The 18,125-nt window shown below is 62.5% G+C and carries 20 protein-coding genes and 1 tRNA gene; 17 read left to right on the forward strand and 4 right to left on the reverse strand.

The window, feature by feature from the left end; all coding sequences use genetic code 11:
• The first annotated feature begins 398 nt into the window (after positions 1 to 398).
• Complete coding sequence (locus tag F1735_RS22710; RefSeq protein WP_167239044.1) at positions 399 to 899, forward strand: hypothetical protein; 501 nt, start codon at positions 399 to 401, stop codon at positions 897 to 899.
• Positions 900 to 988: 89 nt separating this feature from the next.
• Here F1735_RS22710 and F1735_RS22715 read toward each other — a convergent pair whose 3' ends face one another.
• The 3 genes from F1735_RS22715 to F1735_RS22725 all read right to left on the reverse strand — a co-directional run bounded on the left by F1735_RS22715 (position 989) and on the right by F1735_RS22725 (position 4,535).
• Positions 989 to 2,407, reverse strand: coding sequence for a M16 family metallopeptidase (locus F1735_RS22715; protein WP_167239045.1), 1,419 nt, complete (start codon positions 2,405 to 2,407; stop codon positions 989 to 991).
• 11 nt (positions 2,408 to 2,418) lie between these two features.
• A complete protein-coding gene (locus F1735_RS22720) occupies positions 2,419 to 3,813 on the reverse strand; it encodes a M16 family metallopeptidase (protein WP_167239046.1) in 1,395 nt (464 codons plus the stop codon).
• Between the two features lie 167 nt (positions 3,814 to 3,980).
• Positions 3,981 to 4,535 carry an FxDxF family PEP-CTERM protein gene (locus tag F1735_RS22725; RefSeq protein ID WP_167239047.1) on the reverse strand — a complete coding sequence of 185 codons (555 nt, stop codon included), beginning with the start codon at positions 4,533 to 4,535 and terminating at the stop codon, positions 3,981 to 3,983.
• A gap of 520 nt (positions 4,536 to 5,055) precedes the next feature.
• Between F1735_RS22725 and F1735_RS22730 the strand changes: the two genes are divergently transcribed.
• Positions 5,056 to 5,742 (forward strand): methyl-accepting chemotaxis protein, encoded by a 687-nt coding sequence (locus F1735_RS22730; RefSeq protein ID WP_167239048.1) that lies wholly within the window; start codon positions 5,056 to 5,058, stop codon positions 5,740 to 5,742.
• Positions 5,743 to 5,759: 17 nt separating this feature from the next.
• Here the strand turns inward: F1735_RS22730 and F1735_RS22735 are convergent, their stop codons facing one another.
• Positions 5,760 to 7,061: a GMC family oxidoreductase N-terminal domain-containing protein gene (locus F1735_RS22735; RefSeq protein WP_167239049.1), complete on the reverse strand. Its 1,302-nt coding sequence runs from the start codon at positions 7,059 to 7,061 to the stop codon at positions 5,760 to 5,762.
• Positions 7,062 to 7,251: 190 nt separating this feature from the next.
• On the opposite strand from F1735_RS22735, the gene F1735_RS22740 reads away from it, so the two are divergent.
• From F1735_RS22740 to nuoF, 15 genes are all read left to right on the forward strand, one after another.
• Positions 7,252 to 7,458, forward strand: a complete 207-nt coding sequence (locus F1735_RS22740) for a hypothetical protein (RefSeq protein WP_167239050.1) — start codon at positions 7,252 to 7,254, stop codon at positions 7,456 to 7,458.
• Between the two features lie 62 nt (positions 7,459 to 7,520).
• On the forward strand, positions 7,521 to 8,273 hold the full coding sequence (locus tag F1735_RS22745; protein ID WP_167239051.1) for a GIN domain-containing protein: 753 nt from the start codon (positions 7,521 to 7,523) through the stop codon (positions 8,271 to 8,273).
• Entirely contained in the window at positions 8,270 to 8,920 is a 651-nt protein-coding gene (locus tag F1735_RS22750; protein ID WP_308627940.1) for a tetratricopeptide repeat protein, read from the forward strand. The genes F1735_RS22745 and F1735_RS22750 overlap by 4 nt, the downstream gene beginning before the upstream one ends.
• A gap of 175 nt (positions 8,921 to 9,095) precedes the next feature.
• A complete protein-coding gene (locus F1735_RS22755; RefSeq protein ID WP_167239052.1) occupies positions 9,096 to 10,019 on the forward strand; it encodes a hypothetical protein in 924 nt (307 codons plus the stop codon).
• Positions 10,019 to 10,804, forward strand: a complete 786-nt coding sequence (locus F1735_RS22760) for an HIRAN domain-containing protein (protein WP_167239053.1) — start codon at positions 10,019 to 10,021, stop codon at positions 10,802 to 10,804. The genes F1735_RS22755 and F1735_RS22760 overlap by 1 nt, the downstream gene beginning before the upstream one ends.
• A gap of 90 nt (positions 10,805 to 10,894) precedes the next feature.
• Positions 10,895 to 11,875 carry an NAD(P)H-quinone oxidoreductase gene (locus F1735_RS22765; RefSeq protein ID WP_167239054.1) on the forward strand — a complete coding sequence of 327 codons (981 nt, stop codon included), beginning with the start codon at positions 10,895 to 10,897 and terminating at the stop codon, positions 11,873 to 11,875.
• Between the two features lie 83 nt (positions 11,876 to 11,958).
• The gene (gene tpiA / locus F1735_RS22770) at positions 11,959 to 12,705 is read left to right on the forward strand and encodes a triose-phosphate isomerase (RefSeq protein WP_167239055.1); all 747 of its coding nucleotides are present in this window, start codon (positions 11,959 to 11,961) and stop codon (positions 12,703 to 12,705) included.
• Between the two features lie 36 nt (positions 12,706 to 12,741).
• The gene (gene secG, locus F1735_RS22775) at positions 12,742 to 13,176 is read left to right on the forward strand and encodes a preprotein translocase subunit SecG (protein ID WP_167239056.1); all 435 of its coding nucleotides are present in this window, start codon (positions 12,742 to 12,744) and stop codon (positions 13,174 to 13,176) included.
• A 166-nt stretch (positions 13,177 to 13,342) separates the two neighbouring features.
• Positions 13,343 to 13,429: transfer RNA gene (locus F1735_RS22780), tRNA-Leu, on the forward strand.
• A 172-nt stretch (positions 13,430 to 13,601) separates the two neighbouring features.
• Positions 13,602 to 13,961: an NADH-quinone oxidoreductase subunit A gene (locus F1735_RS22785; protein ID WP_099876556.1), complete on the forward strand. Its 360-nt coding sequence runs from the start codon at positions 13,602 to 13,604 to the stop codon at positions 13,959 to 13,961.
• Positions 13,962 to 13,964: 3 nt separating this feature from the next.
• A complete protein-coding gene (locus F1735_RS22790) occupies positions 13,965 to 14,441 on the forward strand; it encodes a NuoB/complex I 20 kDa subunit family protein (RefSeq protein ID WP_054263649.1) in 477 nt (158 codons plus the stop codon).
• A 15-nt stretch (positions 14,442 to 14,456) separates the two neighbouring features.
• Positions 14,457 to 15,071, forward strand: coding sequence for an NADH-quinone oxidoreductase subunit C (locus F1735_RS22795; protein ID WP_167239057.1), 615 nt, complete (start codon positions 14,457 to 14,459; stop codon positions 15,069 to 15,071).
• On the forward strand, positions 15,064 to 16,317 hold the full coding sequence (locus F1735_RS22800; RefSeq protein ID WP_167239058.1) for an NADH-quinone oxidoreductase subunit D: 1,254 nt from the start codon (positions 15,064 to 15,066) through the stop codon (positions 16,315 to 16,317). The genes F1735_RS22795 and F1735_RS22800 overlap by 8 nt, the downstream gene beginning before the upstream one ends.
• 25 nt (positions 16,318 to 16,342) lie before the next feature.
• The gene (gene nuoE, locus F1735_RS22805; RefSeq protein WP_166886563.1) at positions 16,343 to 16,822 is read left to right on the forward strand and encodes an NADH-quinone oxidoreductase subunit NuoE; all 480 of its coding nucleotides are present in this window, start codon (positions 16,343 to 16,345) and stop codon (positions 16,820 to 16,822) included.
• On the forward strand, positions 16,819 to 18,114 hold the full coding sequence (gene nuoF, locus F1735_RS22810) for an NADH-quinone oxidoreductase subunit NuoF (protein WP_167225985.1): 1,296 nt from the start codon (positions 16,819 to 16,821) through the stop codon (positions 18,112 to 18,114). The genes nuoE and nuoF overlap by 4 nt, the downstream gene beginning before the upstream one ends.
• The last annotated feature ends 11 nt before the right edge of the window (positions 18,115 to 18,125 follow it).

The following is an 18,125-nucleotide window of genomic DNA, read 5'->3' on the forward strand; positions in this document are numbered from 1 at the left end:
CCCCCGCTCCCGGAAACGATGTCAAAAGTACAGCACAAGAACGAACCCTAAAAACCCCACTACAACGCTCAAGATCACGACATACTTTGTTCAAAAACACACCCGACAAGTAGTCTGACACAGGGGGAAAGCGCCGGCGCTTGGGGGCCGGCGGGCGTGGTGTTCCAGGGCGGTAACAGAACCCACACGTAGTTGCCCTACATTATCTCTTACGCAGATAAGCAATTGCAACTATTGCGTGCGTCAACCGCCGGCCCGGCGCTGCGCGACGAGGTCGCCCCCGATCGCTTGAATAGACTAGAATGCAACATTGCAGGGCAGGACACCGCGCGGCGCCGGGCTGGACAGACTTCCCTGATGCCGCAGAAAAACCGCTTCGTACACCAACAGGAAACCACGTGCGTTCACAATCAGCCATTTTTGTCGTCCTTCTCGCCGCTGTTTTCCCGGTCGCAGCCGCTCCCGTCGCGCTCTCGGAAACCTCGCTTACCGGAACGTGGGAGTGCGGGCCGACGGCGATGAAAGCGCCGTCGGCGGTGATCACGCTGGTCAGCGTGATCAAGCGCGCGGCCGATCTGACGTTTACGTCCCTGAGCACCTCGGTGATCACGTCCAGCGACCGGCCCACCCTGACATTCATGGCCTCGGGCGCGGGAGCCTGGCGGCTCGAAGGAAACACCCTGATATCGGCCTATCACACGTCGACGTTCATCTCGGCCTCGGACCCACGCATCAGCACGGCAGCGGGCCAACAGGTGCTTGACGCCGAACAGCGCAAGAAGTCGACCTTCAAGTCGACCATTCTTGAGATCGGCCCCAGCGCGATGCGTTCGATTCCGCTCGACCCGGCTTACCCCCAAGCCATGGTGGAAGTGAGCTGCAGGCGCATCGACGCTTGATGTAATGCAGGCAAAAAAGCCGCCGGTGCTTGCGCAGCGGCGGCCCCGGGCCGATCGATGTGGCTGGCGCACCCTGCGCCTGCGCCGGCTTACTTTTGCTGGACGGTGAATTCGCCGTATTTTTTCAACTGCTCGGCCACGGCGGCATTGTCGCCCACCACCACCACCGATTGCAGTTCCGGAGCAAAGTATTTCTTGCCCATCTCGCGCACCTGTTCGGGCGTGACTTTCTGGATCAGCGGCACGTACTGGCCGAGGAATTCCGGCGGCAGGCCGACCAGCCAGTTGTTGGCCAGGGTGCGCGCCACGGCGGCCTGCATCTGGTTGCTGATCAGGTAGCCGCCGGCCACGTAGCGCTTGTTCATGCTCATTTCCGCTTCCGGCACCAGCTCGGCGCCGATGCGGGTGTACTCGTGCAGATATTCCTTGAGCGCGTCGCCGGTCACTTCGTTGCGCACATCGGCGCCGCCGACGATGCTGCCGCCGTTGCGGAAGATGCGCGCCCCGGCCGAGGCGCCGTAGGTGTAGCCCTTTTCCTCGCGCAGGTTGAGGTTCACGCGGCTGCTGAAACCGCCGCCGAGGATGGTGCTGGTCAGGCGCAGCGGCACGTAGTCGATGGCGCTGGCGGCCATGCCCGGGCTGCCCAGGCGCATGGTCGACTGTACGCTGCCGTCGCGTTGCAGCAGGATGCGCACCGGCTTGGCGGCCAGGGTGGCGCCCGCAGTCTCGGGCAGGGCCGGGCCGTCGGCTTTCCAGTCCCCGAAGGCGGCGGTGGCCAGCTTGATGGCTTCGGCCTCGTCGATGCGGCCGGTAATCACCAGCAGGCTGCGGTCGGGACGGAAGCGCTTGCCGTGCTCGGCGCGCAGCAATTCCGGCGTGACCGCGTTGATCGATTCCACGCTCGGGCTGGTGTTGCCGTACGGGTGCTCGCCGAAGACCGCCTTGTTCAGCGCGCGTTCGGCGCGAAAACCGGGATTGGTTTCGGATACTTTCAAGCCCTCCAGCGCATTGCCCTTGCCCAGTTCGACTTCTTGCGGGGGGAAGGCCGGCATGCGCGCCACTTCGGCCAGCAGTTGCAGCATCGGGCCGGCGTTCGAGGTCAGGGCGTTGGCCGAGACCACCACGCCGTCGTGGCTGGCGCCGGCGCCGACTTCGCCGCCCAGGCCCTGGGCCGCTTCGGCGATGGCGCGCGAGTCGCGCCGGGTGCTGCCTTCATTGAGCAGGCCCGCCATCAGGGTGGCGAAGCCGGGCAGCTTGCGCTCGTCGGCGGCCAGGCCGGCGCCGCGCACGGCCAGCACGTAGTCCACGCGCGGCAAGCCCTGGCGCGGCACGACCCATACCTGCAGGCCGTTGGCCAGGGTTTGCTTGATGATCTTGGGGGCCGGGATCGGCTTGTCCTTGCCGTACGGCGGCAGCTTGGTGGCGACCGGGGCCGGTGCAGCGGCGGCGGCGTGCGCGGCCGTACCGAACAGCAGGGAAATACTCATTGCCAGCATCAGTTTTTTCATGGCGGCTCTCCTTAGTTCTTCACGGGCGTTGGGGCGGCAGGGGTGGCCACAGCGGCGGTCCTGGCGACCGGCTTGCGGTCGATCACGGTGCGGTTGGCGCGGCTCAGGTAGCTTGTCGCGACGCGCTCGATGTCTTCCGAGCTCACGCCATCGATCCAGCCCGGAATCTGGTTGGCCACGTTGGCGTCGCCCCACAGGGTGTGCAGCTTGGCCAGGGTGTCGGCGCGGTCCATGAAGCTTTCCAGGGTGTTGTACCAGTTGGCCAGCATGCGCGTCTTGACGCGCTTGAGTGTGGCCGGATCGACCCCGCCGGCGGCCACTTTGGCGATTTCTTCATCGATGCCCTTGAGCACGGTGTCGGCGTTGCTGGCCGGCTTGTACAGGGCGAACACGGTAAACAGGGTCGGGCCGTCGAATTCCCACGGGCTGGTCAGCCCGTACAGGTTTTCCACGTTGAGCGCCACTTCGCGCCCCTTGACCAGGCCCTGGTACAGCACCGAGGCGTCGCCGCCGGCCAGCAGCTCGCCCAGCACGGCCATCGGCGCGAGATCGCGGCTGCCGCGCGCCGGCATCTTCCAGGCGGCGGCAATGGCCGGCACCTGGGCCAGCGCGTCGCTTTGCTCGATGCGCTTTTCGGCCGTGTTCAGCGGCTCGGTAAAGTCGGTGGCGGGCGGGGTCGGGCGTTTCGGGATGGCGGCGAAGTATTTTTTGGCCAGCGCGAAGCCCTGGGCCGGGGTTACGTCGCCGGAAATGGCCAGTACCGCGTTGTTGGGGCCGTAGTAATCGCGGTGGAAATTGCGCACGTCGTCCAGGCTGGCGCCTTCCAGGTCGGCGAAGCTGCCGTAGCCGTCGTGCTTGTTTTCCCACTTCTGGAAGGCCTGCTGGTTGATGTCGATCCACATGAAACCGCCGTACGGCTGGTTCTTGACGTTGACGCGGATTTCTTCCTTGACCACGTCCTGCTGGTTCTTCAGGCTCTTCTCGTTGAAGTCGAGCGTCTTCATGCGGTCCGCTTCGAGCCACAGGATCGACTCGATCGACGATACCGGCGCCGTCTCTATATAGTTGGTGAAGTCGGGCCGGGTCGAGCCGTTGTTGCGCCCGCCGCCGCCGGTGATGGTCTTGTCGAACACGCCCTTCGGCGCGTTTGGCGTGCCCTGGAACATCAGGTGTTCGAACAGGTGGGCGAAGCCGGTGCGGTTTTTCGGTTCGAGCCGCATGCCCACGTGGTACACCACGCTCACGCCGACGGTGGGCGAGGTATGGTCGGGCGAGACGATCACGGTCAGGCCGTTATCGAGCTTCTTGACGTTGACAGGAATGTTCCAGCTGTCGCCAGCGGCCGCGAATGCGGACAGCGACAGGGAAAGTCCGGCGATGAGAACGGGGAGTTGGCGCATGCGCATGAAAGACCTCACGATAAAAACCTGGTAAACGGACCTTGGCCGCAGGGGCTGGAGCCGCTGCATGGCGAAGTATCTTAACGTACGTTGGTTTTCAAGCACGCATATGCATGCGAAAAAACCCGCGCGCCAGGGGGGACGCGAGGGTCTTTATGCGGGGCGCGTAAAGCTTACGCTGCCAGTGCGGCGGCTGCTGCCTTTTTGTTGCGGCGGCGAGCGGTGAAACCCAGCAGGCCGAGGCCGGCGAGCATCATGGCGTAGGTTTCTGGCTCAGGTACTGGCGCCAGAGCGATGTTGGTCGAGTAGCGGCCCACGGTGTTCCCCACGATGCTGCCCTTGACTTGCAGGGTGTAGGTGCCGGCGTTCAGGCTCGAGCTCGACAGCGACCATTGGTCGGTCGCGCCGGTCGACAGCAGGGTGCCGCCGAACAGGGAGCCGGCACTGTCGATCAGGTTGAACGCGGTGATGTCCAGGCCGGTTTTAGCGCTGCCGGTCACCGAGAAAATGCCGGCGGCGAATTCGCCGGCCTGGGACAGGGTGAAGCTGTAGTTGTCGACGAAGGTGTCGCCTTTGTGACCGCTTTTGAAGAAGCCGTCGGCTTCAGCGAAGTTGTCTACCAGTTCCAGGGTCGAGTTGTTGATGATTTCGACAGCGGATGCCTGGCTCGATACCAGCGCGGCGGATGCCAGCGCGATGGCCGACAGGAAAACTTTAGATTTGTTCATCATATTGCACCTATTAAATTTGCCTTTTGTTAAGGCCGGATTGTGGCTTGGATCACGTATGTGTACGCGAGAGGCCAATCTAACATTGGCTTGTGACCGTGGTAAGGATGAGCTCGTTTCTTTACATCTAGTTGCAATTTTCTACAGAGAACGCTTAGTTGATACAAAAATACTATTGCAAGTCGATCTTCATAGTGAAGAGCTCGCTTGACCTCTGTTGCAGAGCACCATTTGTGTCTATATCATTTGTGTATGTAGTCCTATTCCTACAAGAAGACGAGAAATTATGGAAGTCATGCTTTAAGTAAATCATAAGTTATTGTTCAGTTGAGCGAGGTCAATACGGCAGGCGCGCATCATGTTGGGATGCGGCGGACCGCTTTGGTGCCCGCCTTGTGCCGCATTGCGCTAACTTGGTGAAGCCGATAGCAAAATTCCCCGTGGGCGCTGGCACGGAACCTGCATCTACTGCCTCTGTCCGGCTGGCGAAGTCGCCGCCGGCGCTGAGAAGGAGAACACCATGTTGGAAGATGCGAGCACCTTGGTCCGCCCGCGCGACGATCGATTTGCCGGGATCAAGCTGTCCGGCGATGTCTTTGGCGCACTGATCAACCTGTCAGGCCGGCGCCGCTTCACCTCGCAGCGCGTGGTGTTGTATGCCGTACTGGCCTCGATGGGCCACGACGGCGCGGCGGGCACCGCGCGCGAGACCTTGGCGCAGTTTCGCGAAGCGCACCTGACCCTGGTCGAAGGCAAGGGCGGCTTGCCGGGCGTGTTCTGCGCCCCCTTGCGCGACGCCTATTTTGGCGTGCTGCAGGGCGACCGCGTGATCCGCGACTTCATCGCGCTGGCCGAAGCGACGCTCGACGCCATCGTCGGCGAAGGCTGCGGCGCGCCCGCGCGGCTAGAAGAGCTGGTGCGCAGCGCCACCGCCCTGCTGAGCGTGCTCAACGGGCTGACCCTGGTGTATGAAGAACAATCGAAGCGCCACGCCCAGCTGCAAAAACGCCAGTTGCAGGTGATGATGGGCGACATCAAGACCATCGCCAAGCAGGCCCGCATGGTCGCCTTCAACGCCCAGATCGTCGCCGCGCGCGCCGGCCAGGCCGGCAAGGAATTTTCGGTGGTGGCCAGCTCGATGACCCTGATCACGGGTGAAATCGACGATCTGGTGCATGCGGCGCTGAACGGCGCGCTGGCCAGCTGACTTGCTGTAACAAGGCGTCAGCGCGCCAGGCGCTGGCCCAGCCATTTGCCCAGGCACAGCAAGGTCAAGGTTGGCGGCAAGCCCCACGGCCCCGGAATGACCGAGGCGTCGCACACATGCACGCCTGCCGCGCCGGCTTGCAGGGTGGCGTCGACGCCGTCTCCGATGCGCACGCTGCCGCCCGGATGCGCGGCGAAATGGTGGCTTTTGAAGACGTGCGTGGCGCCGCAACCGGCCAGGATGGCGCGCGCCATCGCTTCGCCCTGGGCCAGCTTGTCGCGATCGCGCTGGTGCAAGGTCTTGTCGACCCAGCGCGGCCCGACCGCGCCGCCGGCCTGATCGGCGATCTTGACCATGATCGAGAGCGTGCGCCGGTGCGCGAACAGGCGGTCGAAGCGGCCCGCCTGCGCCGTGAAGGCCTGGTACATCGGCTTGGGCAGGGTCATGTCGGCCAGCGAGATGCCGGCTTGGTCCAGGCGCATGCCGGCCGCCATCGGCACTTCGGCGCCACCGTCGAGTCCGCCCACCGTGCCCATCACCGCCACCACCGGATCGCTGAACAGGCTGCTGAACCGGGCGCGCAAGCCGCTGGCGTGCAGCAGGCGCGGGCTGCCGACGCCGCCGCCGGCCAGGATCACCAGCGGCGCCAGCGCCTGTTCCAGCTTGCCTCCACGCATGTATTCGACCCCGGCCGCCTTGCCGTCCTGCACCAGCACCCGCGTGGCGCGGGCCTGGTCAAGCAGGGTGGCGCCGTGGGCGCAGGCCTGGTCGATGAAATCGCGCGCGCTCCACTTGGCCCCGAACGGGCAGCCGTAGACGCAACGCCAGCAAGCGGAACGGCACAGTTGCGGGCGGATCATCTTGTCGAGCTTGCGCCAGTCCATGCCCAAGGCCAGGGCGCCTTGCATGATGCGGCTCGCCGCCGGGCCGATCAGGGAATCAGGAAGCGGGCCGATCGGCAGTTCGGCGCGCAGCGCGTGCAAGGCCGGCCCCAGGTCGATGCCGAGGGCGGCGAAGCGGGCCAGGGGCGGATCGGCGGCGGTGGCGAAATTGATGCTGGAGCTGCCGCCGGCGTTAATGCCCTGCACCAGCAGCGAGGCGTCGCGATGGATAAAGGCGCCCTTGCCGGGAACGGCGGCGATGCGCGCCATCTGGGCCAGGGTGCCTTTCAATGGGGCGGCGCTGCCCTGTTCCAGGATCAGTACGCGCAGGCCGCGTGCGGCCAGTTCGCGCGCCACGCTCGCGCCGCCCGGCCCGCTGCCGACGACAATCGCATCGGGCGAGGGGGCGGGGGCGGTGGTGGAAGCGGGCGCGGGCATGATGCACGAGTATCGGCCGCGATCGCGGGATCGTCAACTGGCAAACCTGCGCGTGACGCCTCATCGCGCATTTTTGCTGGACCAGGTGGCGAAAAATGCAGTTCATCGCAATCGGCTGGAGCGATGCGCGCGCTATGGTTAAAGTCACACCATACCGCCACGTCACTAAACCGAACACGAGGAGCGCATCATGAACATCGCCAAACACATGGAAGCCATTTTTCTTGCCGTCGTCGCCGTGATCGGCGCCAGCACCTTCGCCACGGCTGGTGCGCCGGCGCCAGCCCAGCGCAGCGCGCCGCTGGCCGCCAGCGCTAATGTAGAGCCCGCCATTCCGGTGGTGGTGGTCAGCGCGCGCCGCCTGAGCGCCGCCGAAAAAGCCCGCCTGCCGCAATAAGTCCGACTTGCTGCTGGCGAGGCGCCAGGCAAGCCACGATAAGAAAACACGAAAGACGCACCATGATTGAATTTTTCAAAGCCGGCGCGCTGGCGGCGGCGCTGGCCCTGGCCCCGCTCGCCACGGCCGGCGCCGCCGACGACAGCATGACCGAAACGCGGACGATCGACGCCAGCGCCCAGCGCGTCCGGCTCGACGGCGCGATCGACCTGCACCTGCGCCAGGGCGCCGTGCCCAGCCTGGTCATCAGCGGCGCACGGCGCGCCCTGGGCAGCGTCACCACCGAGCAGCACGGCGACACCATCAGCATCGGCGGCGCCGTGCGCGGCGCGCGTGCGCGGGCCGAACTGACCCTGCCGACCCTGCGCGAGGTGTCGTCCGACAGCTTTGGCTCGACCGAGGTCAGCGGCTTTGCCGGCGACCAACTCGACCTGTCGCTGGAAGGGGCCGGCTCGATGAAGGTCAACTGCACCTATCGCCTCGTCAGCGCCAGCCTGGGCGGGGTCGGCAGCCTGGACTTGCAGGGTGTGGCCAGCGAGGGCGTGGAACTGGAACTGCGCGGGGCAGGCTATGTCAAGCTGGGCGGACGCGCCAAGTGGCTCAGGGCCAGCCTGGGCGGGCTGGGCGGACTCGATGCGCAGCACTTCCAGGTTGACAGCGTGAATGTCGACCTGAACGGGCTGGGCAACGCCACGGTGATGGCGCGCCAGAGCGCCAAGCTGCGCCTGAACGGCATGGGGTCGGTGACGGTGTACGGCAAGCCGGCCAGCCGCAACGTCAGCGTCGAAGGCCTTGGCAAGGTCACGTGGAAATGAGCGTCATGCACGCGCGCCGCATGACGCGCACCATGAAAAAATTCTGCTTGGCGATCCTGATCGCGGCCGGCCTGCACGGCAGTGCGGTCGCGGGGTTTGCCGAAGGCGCCAACGCCTACAATGCGCGCGACTATGCGCGTGCGCTGAAAGAAGTCGCGCCGCTGGCCAGGGTCGGGCATGTGGATGCGCAGCACTTGCTCGGGCTCATGTATTACATGGGACGCGGGGTGGCGCGCGACTACAAGCAGGCCATGCTGTGGCACCGCAAGGCGGCCGAGCAGGGCAAGGCCGACGCGCAGTATGTGGTGGGGGCGATGTATTACACGGGCAACGCCGTGCCGCTCGATCACAAGGCGGCGATCGGGTGGTTCCGCAAGGCCGCCGAGCACGGTCATGCCGAGGCGCAGCATGCGCTGGGCTTGATGTACCGCTATCACGCGGCCGGGATGCCGCAGGATAAGGTACTGGCATATATGTTGTGGAACCTGGCGTCAGCCAGCGGCAACGCCAACGCCACCGAGCAGCGCGCGGCGATCGCCAGGCGCATGACGCAGGAGCAGATCGACGAGGCGCAGGCCTTGTCGCGCGCCTGGAAGCCGGGTACGCCGTTGCCGACGCAGTCGCGCAGTGGGGGCGGGGCGGGGTAGGCGCTGCTAATCCCGCAGCCGGTCGTTGCTGCATCGCCCGATGTTGGTGCGAAACATGTCACTTTCGTGTGGTTTCTGCTCTAATGGCAAAATAATGCGATAGGGCTGCTGACCATTGCAGCGCCCGCGTTATCCTCCGACGTTCAGTAGTCGTCTCCATGGATTCATCACCGACATGTTCACGATTTATGAGGTTCCACCTGATGCCGCTGAATTCCCGGAGCAAATGGGAACCAAGTTCAAGTTTTGGTACAATGATCCGTTGAGAGGCCGCACGCTTTTTAAGGAAGGACGCCCGGGAACGGGGGAGAACTGGGCGGAAAAACTTGCCTCGGAACTTGCCCAACTGATGGGGATTCCGCATGCGTCGTATGAACTTGCACGGTGGCGCGATCGCTTCGGCGTACTGTCACCCTCATTTGTCCCAAGTTCTGCTGAACTGATCCACGGGAACGAGTTGGTCGGCGGCCGTACGACAGCGGTGCATGACGAGGAAAGACTGCGATTTTACAAACAGCGAAGCCATACCGTATCACGCGTATTCGCCTATCTGAAAAACCGCGAAGATCAACTCCATCCCCCTCGAACCTACGTTCCCGTAGACGGCATAAAAAAGGCGACTGATGTCTTTGTCGGCTATCTGCTTTTTGATGCCTGGATTTGCAATCAAGACCGGCATGATGAGAATTGGGGTGTCGTCCGCACGAAAGGCGGACTATATTTAGCGCCGTCCTACGATCATGGTTCAAGTCTGGCGCGAACGGAAACGGATGCTCGCAGAACCACGATGCTGACAACGAAGGACAAAGGAGCATCGCTGGAAGCTTTTCTCGGAAGGGCCAGGTCGGCGCTGTACCCCAATGTTGCGAGCGGCGTAAGAACCAGGTCGTATCTCACATTTGAGCTGGTTGAACTGATGTGGGAATCTCAACCGAATGCTTGCGGTGTTTGGACGAGAGCATTGGAAGACATATCGGGAAAAAATATTAGAGAACTTATTGAACAGATGCCAGAAGGGCACATGACGCCGGTGGCCAGAGAGTTCACTGCCGAGCTGCTCATTTTGAATCGACATCGGCTACTCGGACTCAAAAAATAATGACACAGTTATACGTTGCATGGAAACAGCCAGAGTCGGGAGAATGGATTCCCGTCGCGCGCCTCGAGCAAACGGCGTCGGGGATGTATCGGTTCAACTATACCCAAGGTGCTTACCGGGCAAGCGATTTCTTTCCCTTTAGCGGCCTGGAGCGCCTGGATGTGGCGTACGAATCCGACACGTTGTTTCCCATGTTTTCGAATCGGCTGATCAGCAGGTCGCGGCCTGAATTCCCGGATTATCTCCGGTGGCTTGGACTTGCGGACGGAAGCAATGATCCCATGTCCATGCTTGCCTTGACCGGAGGCATTCGCGGTACCGATTCTATCGAGCTGTTTCGCTCTCCGGAAATGAGCGGGGACGGTGAGTATCGCTTGGATTTTTTTGCGAGAAGTCTCTCGTTTCTTCCGGCGGAAACTATTTCGCTGATCGCGGAGCTGAAGGAGGGCGCCAGCCTCTTTTTAATGCACGATAGCCAGAATCCGTATGATCCGAACGCTTTGACCTTAAGAACGGACAATCCGATCTTTTTAGCCGGGTTTTGCCCGAAATACTACGTCAAGGATCTGGGCAAGCTTCTTCAGGATGTGGGCAGCAATCTTGCGGTGAAGGTGAAATGCGTGAATCCGGATGCGCCCTTGAATATGCGACTCCGTTGCACTGTTTCCGCAAAACCGCTGGCAGGGTTTTCCGCGTTAAACGAAGAAGATGATTTCAAGCTTTTTTCTGAGCTGCCGGCCTTGCTGAAAAACGAATTGATGACGCTGTCCGCTCTAACGGCGTAATCGTAGGCATCGTGTATGGCGGCACCCTGCAAAAACACGCATCCCCCACATCCCGTACAATCGCCTTTTGCCCCAAGCGAGCCCCATTCCATGCGTGCCATCGACATCAAACAGCCCGGTCCTCCCGATGTATTGCAACTGTGCGAGCGTCCCGTTCCTGAACTGAAAGCAGGCGAAGTGCTGATCCGCGTACACGCGGCCGGCATCAACCGTCCCGACGTGCTGCAACGCCTCGGTCACTATCCAGTCCCGCCGGGCGCCTCCGACCTGCCCGGCCTCGAAGTGGCCGGCGAAATCGTCGACGGCGACCTGGCCGGCAGCACCTTTGCCAAAGGCGACATGGTGTGCGCCCTGGTCCAGGGCGGCGGCTACGCCGACTACTGCGCCGCGCCGCTGCAGCAATGCCTGCCGGTGCCGAAGGGTCTGTCCCCGCTCGAAGCGGCGTCCCTGCCCGAAAACTTCTTCACGGTCTGGAGCAATGTGTTCGACCGCGCCCGCCTGTCCGGCGGCGAGACCCTGCTGGTGCAGGGCGGCACCTCCGGCATCGGCGTGAGCGCCATCCAGCTCGCCGCCGCGCTCGGCCACCGCGTGTTCGCCACCGCCGGCAGCGCCGACAAGTGCCGCGCCACCGAGTCGCTCGGCGCCGAACGCGGCATCGACTACAAGACCGAGGATTTCGTGGCGGTCGTCAAGTCGCTGACCGACAACAAGGGCGTCGACGTCATCCTCGACATGGTCGGCGGCGACTATATTCCGCGCGAAATCGATTGCCTGGCCGACGATGGCCGCATCGCCCTGATCGCGCTGCTGGGCGGCGCCAAGGCGAATCTCGACCTCGGCCAGGTACTGCGCCGCCGCCTGACCCTCTCCGGCTCGACCCTGCGTCCGCGTCCGGTCGCCTTCAAGGGCGCCATCGCCGCCAAACTGCGCGAAAACGTCTGGCCGCTGATCGAGCAAGGCAAGATCCGCCCCGTGATTTTCCAGACTTTTCCGCTCGAACAGGCCGCCCAGGCGCACGCCCTGATGGAGAGTTCTACCCATATCGGGAAGATCATGTTGCAAGTGCTGTGATCGGCTGGCAACTGCCCCCGGCCTTTGTTTGACCGACATCGGATCGGGGGTTAAAATAGCGGGTTAATTAAATCTGGGCTACTATGCGTCGCAAACTGGTCGTAGGAAATTGGAAGATGAACGGCAACCGTGCCGCGAATGCAAGCCTGTTGGCCGGCATCGTCGCGGGCATGACTGTCTCGACAGCCTCTTGCGCCGTGTGCGCGCCGGCGCCCTATCTGGCCCAGTGCCAGGATGCCCTGGCCGGTAGCGCGCTCGCCTGGGGTGCGCAAGACGTCTCGGCGCAGCCGGGCGGCGCTTTCACCGGCGACGTGGCGGCTTCCATGCTGGCCGATTTCGCCTGCGCCTACGTGATCGTCGGCCACTCCGAGCGGCGCGCCTACCACGGCGAAAGCAGCGAGCTGGTGGCGAAAAAAGCCGTCGCCGTGCTCGACGCCGGCATGACCCCGATCGTGTGCGTCGGCGAAACCCTGGCCGAACGCGAGGCCGGCCAGACCGTGGCCGTGGTGTCGGGCCAGCTCGGCGCCGTGCTCGACCTGGTGGGCGAGCGCGTGCCGCAAATCGTCGTCGCCTACGAGCCAGTCTGGGCAATCGGCACCGGCAAGACCGCCACGCCGGCCATGGCCCAGGAAGTCCACGCCCAGTTGCGCGCGCAACTGATGGCGAAGAATGCAGTAGCGGCCGAGACAGTGCAGATTTTGTACGGCGGCAGCATGAAGCCCGATAACGCCCTTGAATTGATGGCCCAGCCAGATATCGACGGTGGCCTCATCGGCGGGGCGGCATTGAAGGCGGCGGATTTCCTCGCCATTCTTCATGCGGCCAATTGAACTATTATTGTTGTTAAACTTGGAATGGAATAAGCAATGAACACGTTGTTCAATCTGGTAGTTGTTGTACAGGTTCTTTCCGCTCTGGCGATCATCGGCCTGGTATTGCTGCAGCATGGCAAGGGCGCCGATATGGGTGCGGCTTTCGGTTCCGGCGCTTCCGGCAGCCTGTTCGGCGCCACCGGCTCGTCGAACTTCATGTCGAAGTCGACCGGCGTGGCCGCCGCGGTGTTTTTCGGCGCCACCCTGGGCCTGGCGTATTTTGCCAAGACCCACACCGGCACCACCGGCGGCGGCCTGATGGACCGCGCCGCGGTGACCGCGCCGGCCCCAGCGCCAGTGACCGGTTCGGCTGCCATCCCGACCGCCGCACCGGTGGCCGCTACCCCGGTCGCACCAGCGCCGGCCGCTGCCGCGCCAGCCGTTCCGGCAACTGTGCCGGCGACGCCTGCTAATCAGCTGCCAAAGTAATCGTTTTCTGTTAGAATACTGCCCGCGCACAGAGTATTAGTGCAGGCAGTAAGGCTGCATATTGGCCGGTATCAAAAAGAAGTAAAGTTTTTCTGTTTTATCCTTGTTTTCGCGCAATTTTGCATTGAATACAGTGATGTAACAATGTTAGAATAGCGGACTCAATGCCGACGTGGTGAAATTGGTAGACACGCTATCTTGAGGGGGTAGTGGGCGAAAGCCTGTGCGAGTTCGAGTCTCGCCGTCGGCACCAAGAATATAAAAGCCAGCAAGGTTGCATAAGCGAACATGTTTATGCCTAAGCTGGCTTTTTTGCGAGGATCAGTCGTACGGTCCTGGTGGCAAGGTTCAAGCCAGGTTCGTGCGGTAGGGCGCTGCGACATGCAGTGTTTCATTAACCGATCGTTCAAGATAGGCTCCATCAAGTGAACCTCGATAATTACTTCCCCGTCCTGTTGTTCATCCTGGTTGGCATCGGTGTCGGTGTCGTCCCGCAGGTACTGGGATATCTGCTCTCTCCCCATAAGCCCGATTCCGCCAAGCTGTCGCCTTACGAGTGCGGCTTCGAAGCGTTCGAAGACGCGCGCATGAAGTTCGACGTCCGCTACTACCTGGTGGCAATCCTGTTTATTTTGTTTGATCTGGAAACGGCATTCTTCTTCCCATGGGGCGTTTCCATGCGTGAACTGGGCTGGTCCGGCTTCGTGACGATGATGGTCTTCATCGCCGAGTTTGTGGTCGGTTTTTGGTATATCTGGAAGAAAGGTGCCCTTGATTGGGAATAAGCCATGTCAATTGAAGGCGTATTAAACGAAGGTTTCATCACCACGACAGCAGACAAGCTGATCAACTGGGCGCGTACCGGGTCGATGTTCCCGATGACGTTCGGCCTGGCTTGCTGCGCCGTCGAAATGATGCACACGGGCGCGGCCCGCTACGACATGGACCGCTTCGGCGTCGTGTTCCGTCCCTCGCCGCGCCAGTCCGACGTGATGATCGTCGCCGGCACGCTGTGCAACAAGATGGCGCCGGCCCTGCGCAAGGTCTACGACCAGATGCCGGAACCGCGCTGGGTCATCTCGATGGGCTCGTGCGCCAACGGCGGCGGCTACTATCATTATTCGTACTCGGTGGTGCGCGGTTGCGACCGCATCGTGCCGGTCGATGTCTACGTGCCGGGCTGTCCGCCGACCGCCGAAGCGCTGCTGTACGGGATTCTGCAACTGCAGAACAAGATCAAGCGCACCAATACCATCGCACGTTAAGAAGCGGTTTCCACCATGACGACAAAACTCGAAGCCCTTGAACTCGCCCTGCGCAACGCGCTCGGTGAGGGCGCCGCTATTACGGTGGCGCTGGGCGAAGTGACCGTAGTGGTCAAGGCCGCCGGCTATTACGCCGCGATGCAGACCCTGCGCGACAATCCGGCCCTCCATTTCGAACAATTGCTCGACCTGTGCGGCGTGGATTACTCCACCTACGGCGAAGGCACCTGGGAGGGCGCGCGTTTCGCGGCCGTCTCGCACCTGCTGTCGATCGAACACAACTGGCGCGTGCGCGTGCGCGTGTTCGCCGAAGACGACGATACCCCGGTGCTCGCTTCCGTGGTCGAACTGTGGCGCGCCGCCAACTGGTACGAGCGCGAAGCGTTCGACCTGTACGGCATTTTGTTCGAAGGTCACAACGACCTGCGCCGCATCCTGACCGACTACGGCTTCATCGGCCATCCGTTCCGCAAGGACTTCCCGATTTCCGGTTACGTCGAAATGCGCTACGACCCGGAACAGAAGCGCGTGATCTACCAAGCCGTGACGATCGAGCCGCGTGAAATCATTCCGCGCGTGATCCGCGAAGAAACCTACGGGATGAATCCTGGGAGCAAAAACCTTGGCTGAAATTAAGAACTACACCCTCAACTTCGGCCCGCAGCACCCGGCCGCGCACGGCGTGCTGCGCCTGGTGCTCGAGCTCGACGGCGAAGTCATCCAGCGCGCCGATCCGCACATCGGCCTGTTGCACCGCGCCACCGAAAAGCTGGCCGAAACCCGCACTTACCTGCAAACCGTGCCGTACATGGACCGTCTCGACTATGTGTCGATGATGAGCAATGAACACGGTTACGTGATGGCGATCGAAAAGCTGCTGGGCATCGAGGTGCCCGTGCGCGCCCAATATATCCGCGTCATGTTCGACGAAATCACGCGCTTGCTGAACCACCTGATGTGGCTCGGCACGCACGCGCTCGACGTCGGCGCCATGGGCCCCTTCCTGTACGCCTTCCGCGACCGCGAAGACTTGTTCGACTGCTACGAAGCGGTGTCCGGCGCGCGCATGCACGCGGCCTACTACCGCCCGGGCGGCGTGTACCGCGACCTGCCGGACGCGATGCCCAAGCACAAGGCATCGATCATCCGCAGCGCCAAGGCCATCGACGAACTGAACGAACACCGCCAGGGCTCGCTGCTCGATTTCCTCGACGATTTCTGCAAGCGTTTCGTCACCTACGTGGACGAGTACGAAACCCTGCTGACCGACAACCGTATCTGGAAACAGCGTACCGTCGGCATCGGCGTGGTCAGCCCGGAAGCGGCCAAGGCCATGGGCTTTACCGGCGCCATGCTGCGCGGCTCGGGCGTGGAGTGGGACCTGCGCAAGAAGCAGCCCTACGCCGTGTACGACAAGATGGATTTCGACGTGCCGGTCGGCACCAACGGCGATTGCTACGACCGCTACCTGGTGCGCGTGGAAGAAATGCGCCAGTCGAACCGCATCATCAAGCAGGCGTCCGCCTGGCTGCGCGCCAATCCGGGCCCGGTCATGACCGACAACCACAAGGTTGCGCCGCCACGCCGCACCGAGATGAAGTCGAACATGGAATCGCTGATTCACCACTTCAAGCTGTTTACCGAAGGCTTCCACGTGCCGCCGGGCGAGGCGTATGCCGCGGTCGAGCATCCGAAGGGCGAGTTCGGCATCTACATCGTGTCGGACGGCGCCAACAAGCCGTACCGCCTGAAGATCCGCACCCCGGACTATGCGCACTTGCAAAGCCTGGATGAAATGGCGCGCGGCCACATGCTGGCCGACGCCGTCACCATCATCGGCACCCAGGACATCGTATTCGGCAGTATCGACCGCTAAGCAGTCGATTAATTGAGGCACAACCATGTTGTTATCAGAGCAGTCTTACAAAAAAATCGACCGTGAAGTCGCCAAGTATCCGCCCGACCATAAAGAGTCCGCGGTCATGGCGGCGCTCGCCATTGCGCAGGATGAAAAAGGCTGGCTCCCGCCGGAAGTGATGCAGGATGTCGCCGATTACCTCGGCATGCCCGCCATCGCCGTGCAGGAAGTGGCGACTTTCTACAATATGTACAACGTCAAGCCGGTCGGCAAGTACAAGATTTCCGTGTGTACCAACCTGCCATGCGCCCTGTCGGGCGGCGAGCATGCCGGTCACTACCTGCAAGAAAAACTCGGCATCGGCTACCGCGCCACCTCGGCCGACGGCCAGTTCACGCTGGTCGAAGGCGAGTGCATGGGCGCCTGCGCCGATGCGCCGGTGATGCTGGTCAATAACAAGCGCATGTGCAGCCTGATGTCGGACAGCAAAATCGATGCACTGGTCGAGGAACTCAAGAAATGACATCGCTCCATTCACGTCACATCGATCCGGTCATCCTGGCCGGCCTCGACGGCCAGAACTGGCACTTGCAGGATTACGTGAACCGTGGCGGCTATTCCGCGCTGCGCCGTATCCTGGAAGAAAAAATCACGCCGGAAGCGATCATCGCCGAACTCAAGGCCGGTTCCCTGCGCGGCCGTGGCGGCGCCGGTTTTCCGACGGGCTTGAAGTGGAGCTTCATGCCGCGCCAGTTTCCGGGCCAGAAATACCTCGTCTGCAACACCGACGAAGGCGAGCCGGGCACGTTCAAGGACCGCGACATCATCCGCTACAATCCGCACGCGCTGATCGAAGGCATGGCCATCGGCGCCTATGCGATGGGCATCACGGTCGGCTACAACTACATCCACGGCGAAATCTGGGCCGAATACGCGCGCTTTGAAGACGCACTGGACGAGGCGCGCGCCGCCGGCTTCCTGGGCGACAAGATCATGGGCAGCGAATTCTGCTTCCAGCTGCACGCCGCGCACGGCTACGGCGCCTACATCTGCGGCGAAGAAACGGCGCTGCTCGAGTCGCTCGAAGGCAAGAAGGGACAGCCGCGCTTCAAGCCGCCGTTCCCGGCCTCGTTCGGCCTGTACGGCAAGCCGACCACGATCAACAATACCGAGACCTTCGCCGCCGTGCCTTTCCTGCTGAACATGGGTGGCGAGAAATACGCTGCCATCGGCAAGCCGAACAATGGCGGCAGCAAGATTTTCTCGATCTCGGGCGACGTCAACTTGCCGGGCAACTACGAAGTGCCGCTCGGCACGCCGTTCGCCAAGCTGCTGGAACTCGCTGGCGGCATGCGCGGCGGTAAAAAGATCAAGGCGGTCATTCCCGGCGGTTCGTCCGCCCCGGTGATTCGCGGCGAGCTCATGATGAACACCGATCTCGACTACGATTCGATCGCCAAGGCCGGCTCCATGCTCGGTTCGGGCGCCGTGATCGTCATGGACGAGACGCGCTGCATGGTCAAGTCGCTGTTGCGCCTGTCGTATTTCTATTATGAAGAGTCTTGCGGCCAGTGTACGCCGTGCCGCGAAGGCACGGGCTGGATGTACCGCATGGTCCACCGCATCGAGCACGGCCAGGGCCGTCCCGACGACCTGGACATGCTCAACTCGATCGCCGACAACATCCAGGGCCGCACCATCTGCGCCCTCGGTGATGCGGCGGCGATGCCGGTACGCGCTTTCGTGAAGAACTTCCGCGAAGAATTTGAATATCACATCGAGCACAAGCACTGTCTGGTGCCCGCTTATATCTAAGGCCAGAGAAC

Source organism: Massilia genomosp. 1, assembly GCF_011682185.1.
Classification (GTDB): domain Bacteria; phylum Pseudomonadota; class Gammaproteobacteria; order Burkholderiales; family Burkholderiaceae_D; genus Telluria_A; species Telluria_A rubra.

What these genes read in the sequence shown, in the direction of transcription:
- F1735_RS22755 (WP_167239052.1), top strand. Translation starts at nt 9,096, where the DNA reads ATGTTCACGATTTATGAGGTTCCACCTGATGCCGCTGAATTCCCGGAG.
- F1735_RS22740 (WP_167239050.1), top strand. Translation starts at nt 7,252, where the DNA reads ATGAACATCGCCAAACACATGGAAGCCATTTTTCTTGCCGTCGTCGCC.
- F1735_RS22725 (WP_167239047.1), bottom strand. Translation starts at nt 4,535, where the DNA reads ATGAACAAATCTAAAGTTTTCCTGTCGGCCATCGCGCTGGCATCCGCC.
- F1735_RS22735 (WP_167239049.1), bottom strand. Translation starts at nt 7,061, where the DNA reads ATGCCCGCGCCCGCTTCCACCACCGCCCCCGCCCCCTCGCCCGATGCG.
- F1735_RS22730 (WP_167239048.1), top strand. Translation starts at nt 5,056, where the DNA reads ATGTTGGAAGATGCGAGCACCTTGGTCCGCCCGCGCGACGATCGATTT.
- nuoE (WP_166886563.1), top strand. Translation starts at nt 16,343, where the DNA reads ATGTTGTTATCAGAGCAGTCTTACAAAAAAATCGACCGTGAAGTCGCC.
- nuoF (WP_167225985.1), top strand. Translation starts at nt 16,819, where the DNA reads ATGACATCGCTCCATTCACGTCACATCGATCCGGTCATCCTGGCCGGC.
- F1735_RS22790 (WP_054263649.1), top strand. Translation starts at nt 13,965, where the DNA reads ATGTCAATTGAAGGCGTATTAAACGAAGGTTTCATCACCACGACAGCA.
- F1735_RS22750 (WP_308627940.1), top strand. Translation starts at nt 8,270, where the DNA reads ATGAGCGTCATGCACGCGCGCCGCATGACGCGCACCATGAAAAAATTC.
- F1735_RS22795 (WP_167239057.1), top strand. Translation starts at nt 14,457, where the DNA reads ATGACGACAAAACTCGAAGCCCTTGAACTCGCCCTGCGCAACGCGCTC.
- F1735_RS22720 (WP_167239046.1), bottom strand. Translation starts at nt 3,813, where the DNA reads ATGCGCATGCGCCAACTCCCCGTTCTCATCGCCGGACTTTCCCTGTCG.
- secG (WP_167239056.1), top strand. Translation starts at nt 12,742, where the DNA reads ATGAACACGTTGTTCAATCTGGTAGTTGTTGTACAGGTTCTTTCCGCT.
- F1735_RS22760 (WP_167239053.1), top strand. Translation starts at nt 10,019, where the DNA reads ATGACACAGTTATACGTTGCATGGAAACAGCCAGAGTCGGGAGAATGG.
- F1735_RS22715 (WP_167239045.1), bottom strand. Translation starts at nt 2,407, where the DNA reads ATGAAAAAACTGATGCTGGCAATGAGTATTTCCCTGCTGTTCGGTACG.
- F1735_RS22765 (WP_167239054.1), top strand. Translation starts at nt 10,895, where the DNA reads ATGCGTGCCATCGACATCAAACAGCCCGGTCCTCCCGATGTATTGCAA.
- tpiA (WP_167239055.1), top strand. Translation starts at nt 11,959, where the DNA reads ATGCGTCGCAAACTGGTCGTAGGAAATTGGAAGATGAACGGCAACCGT.
- F1735_RS22745 (WP_167239051.1), top strand. Translation starts at nt 7,521, where the DNA reads ATGATTGAATTTTTCAAAGCCGGCGCGCTGGCGGCGGCGCTGGCCCTG.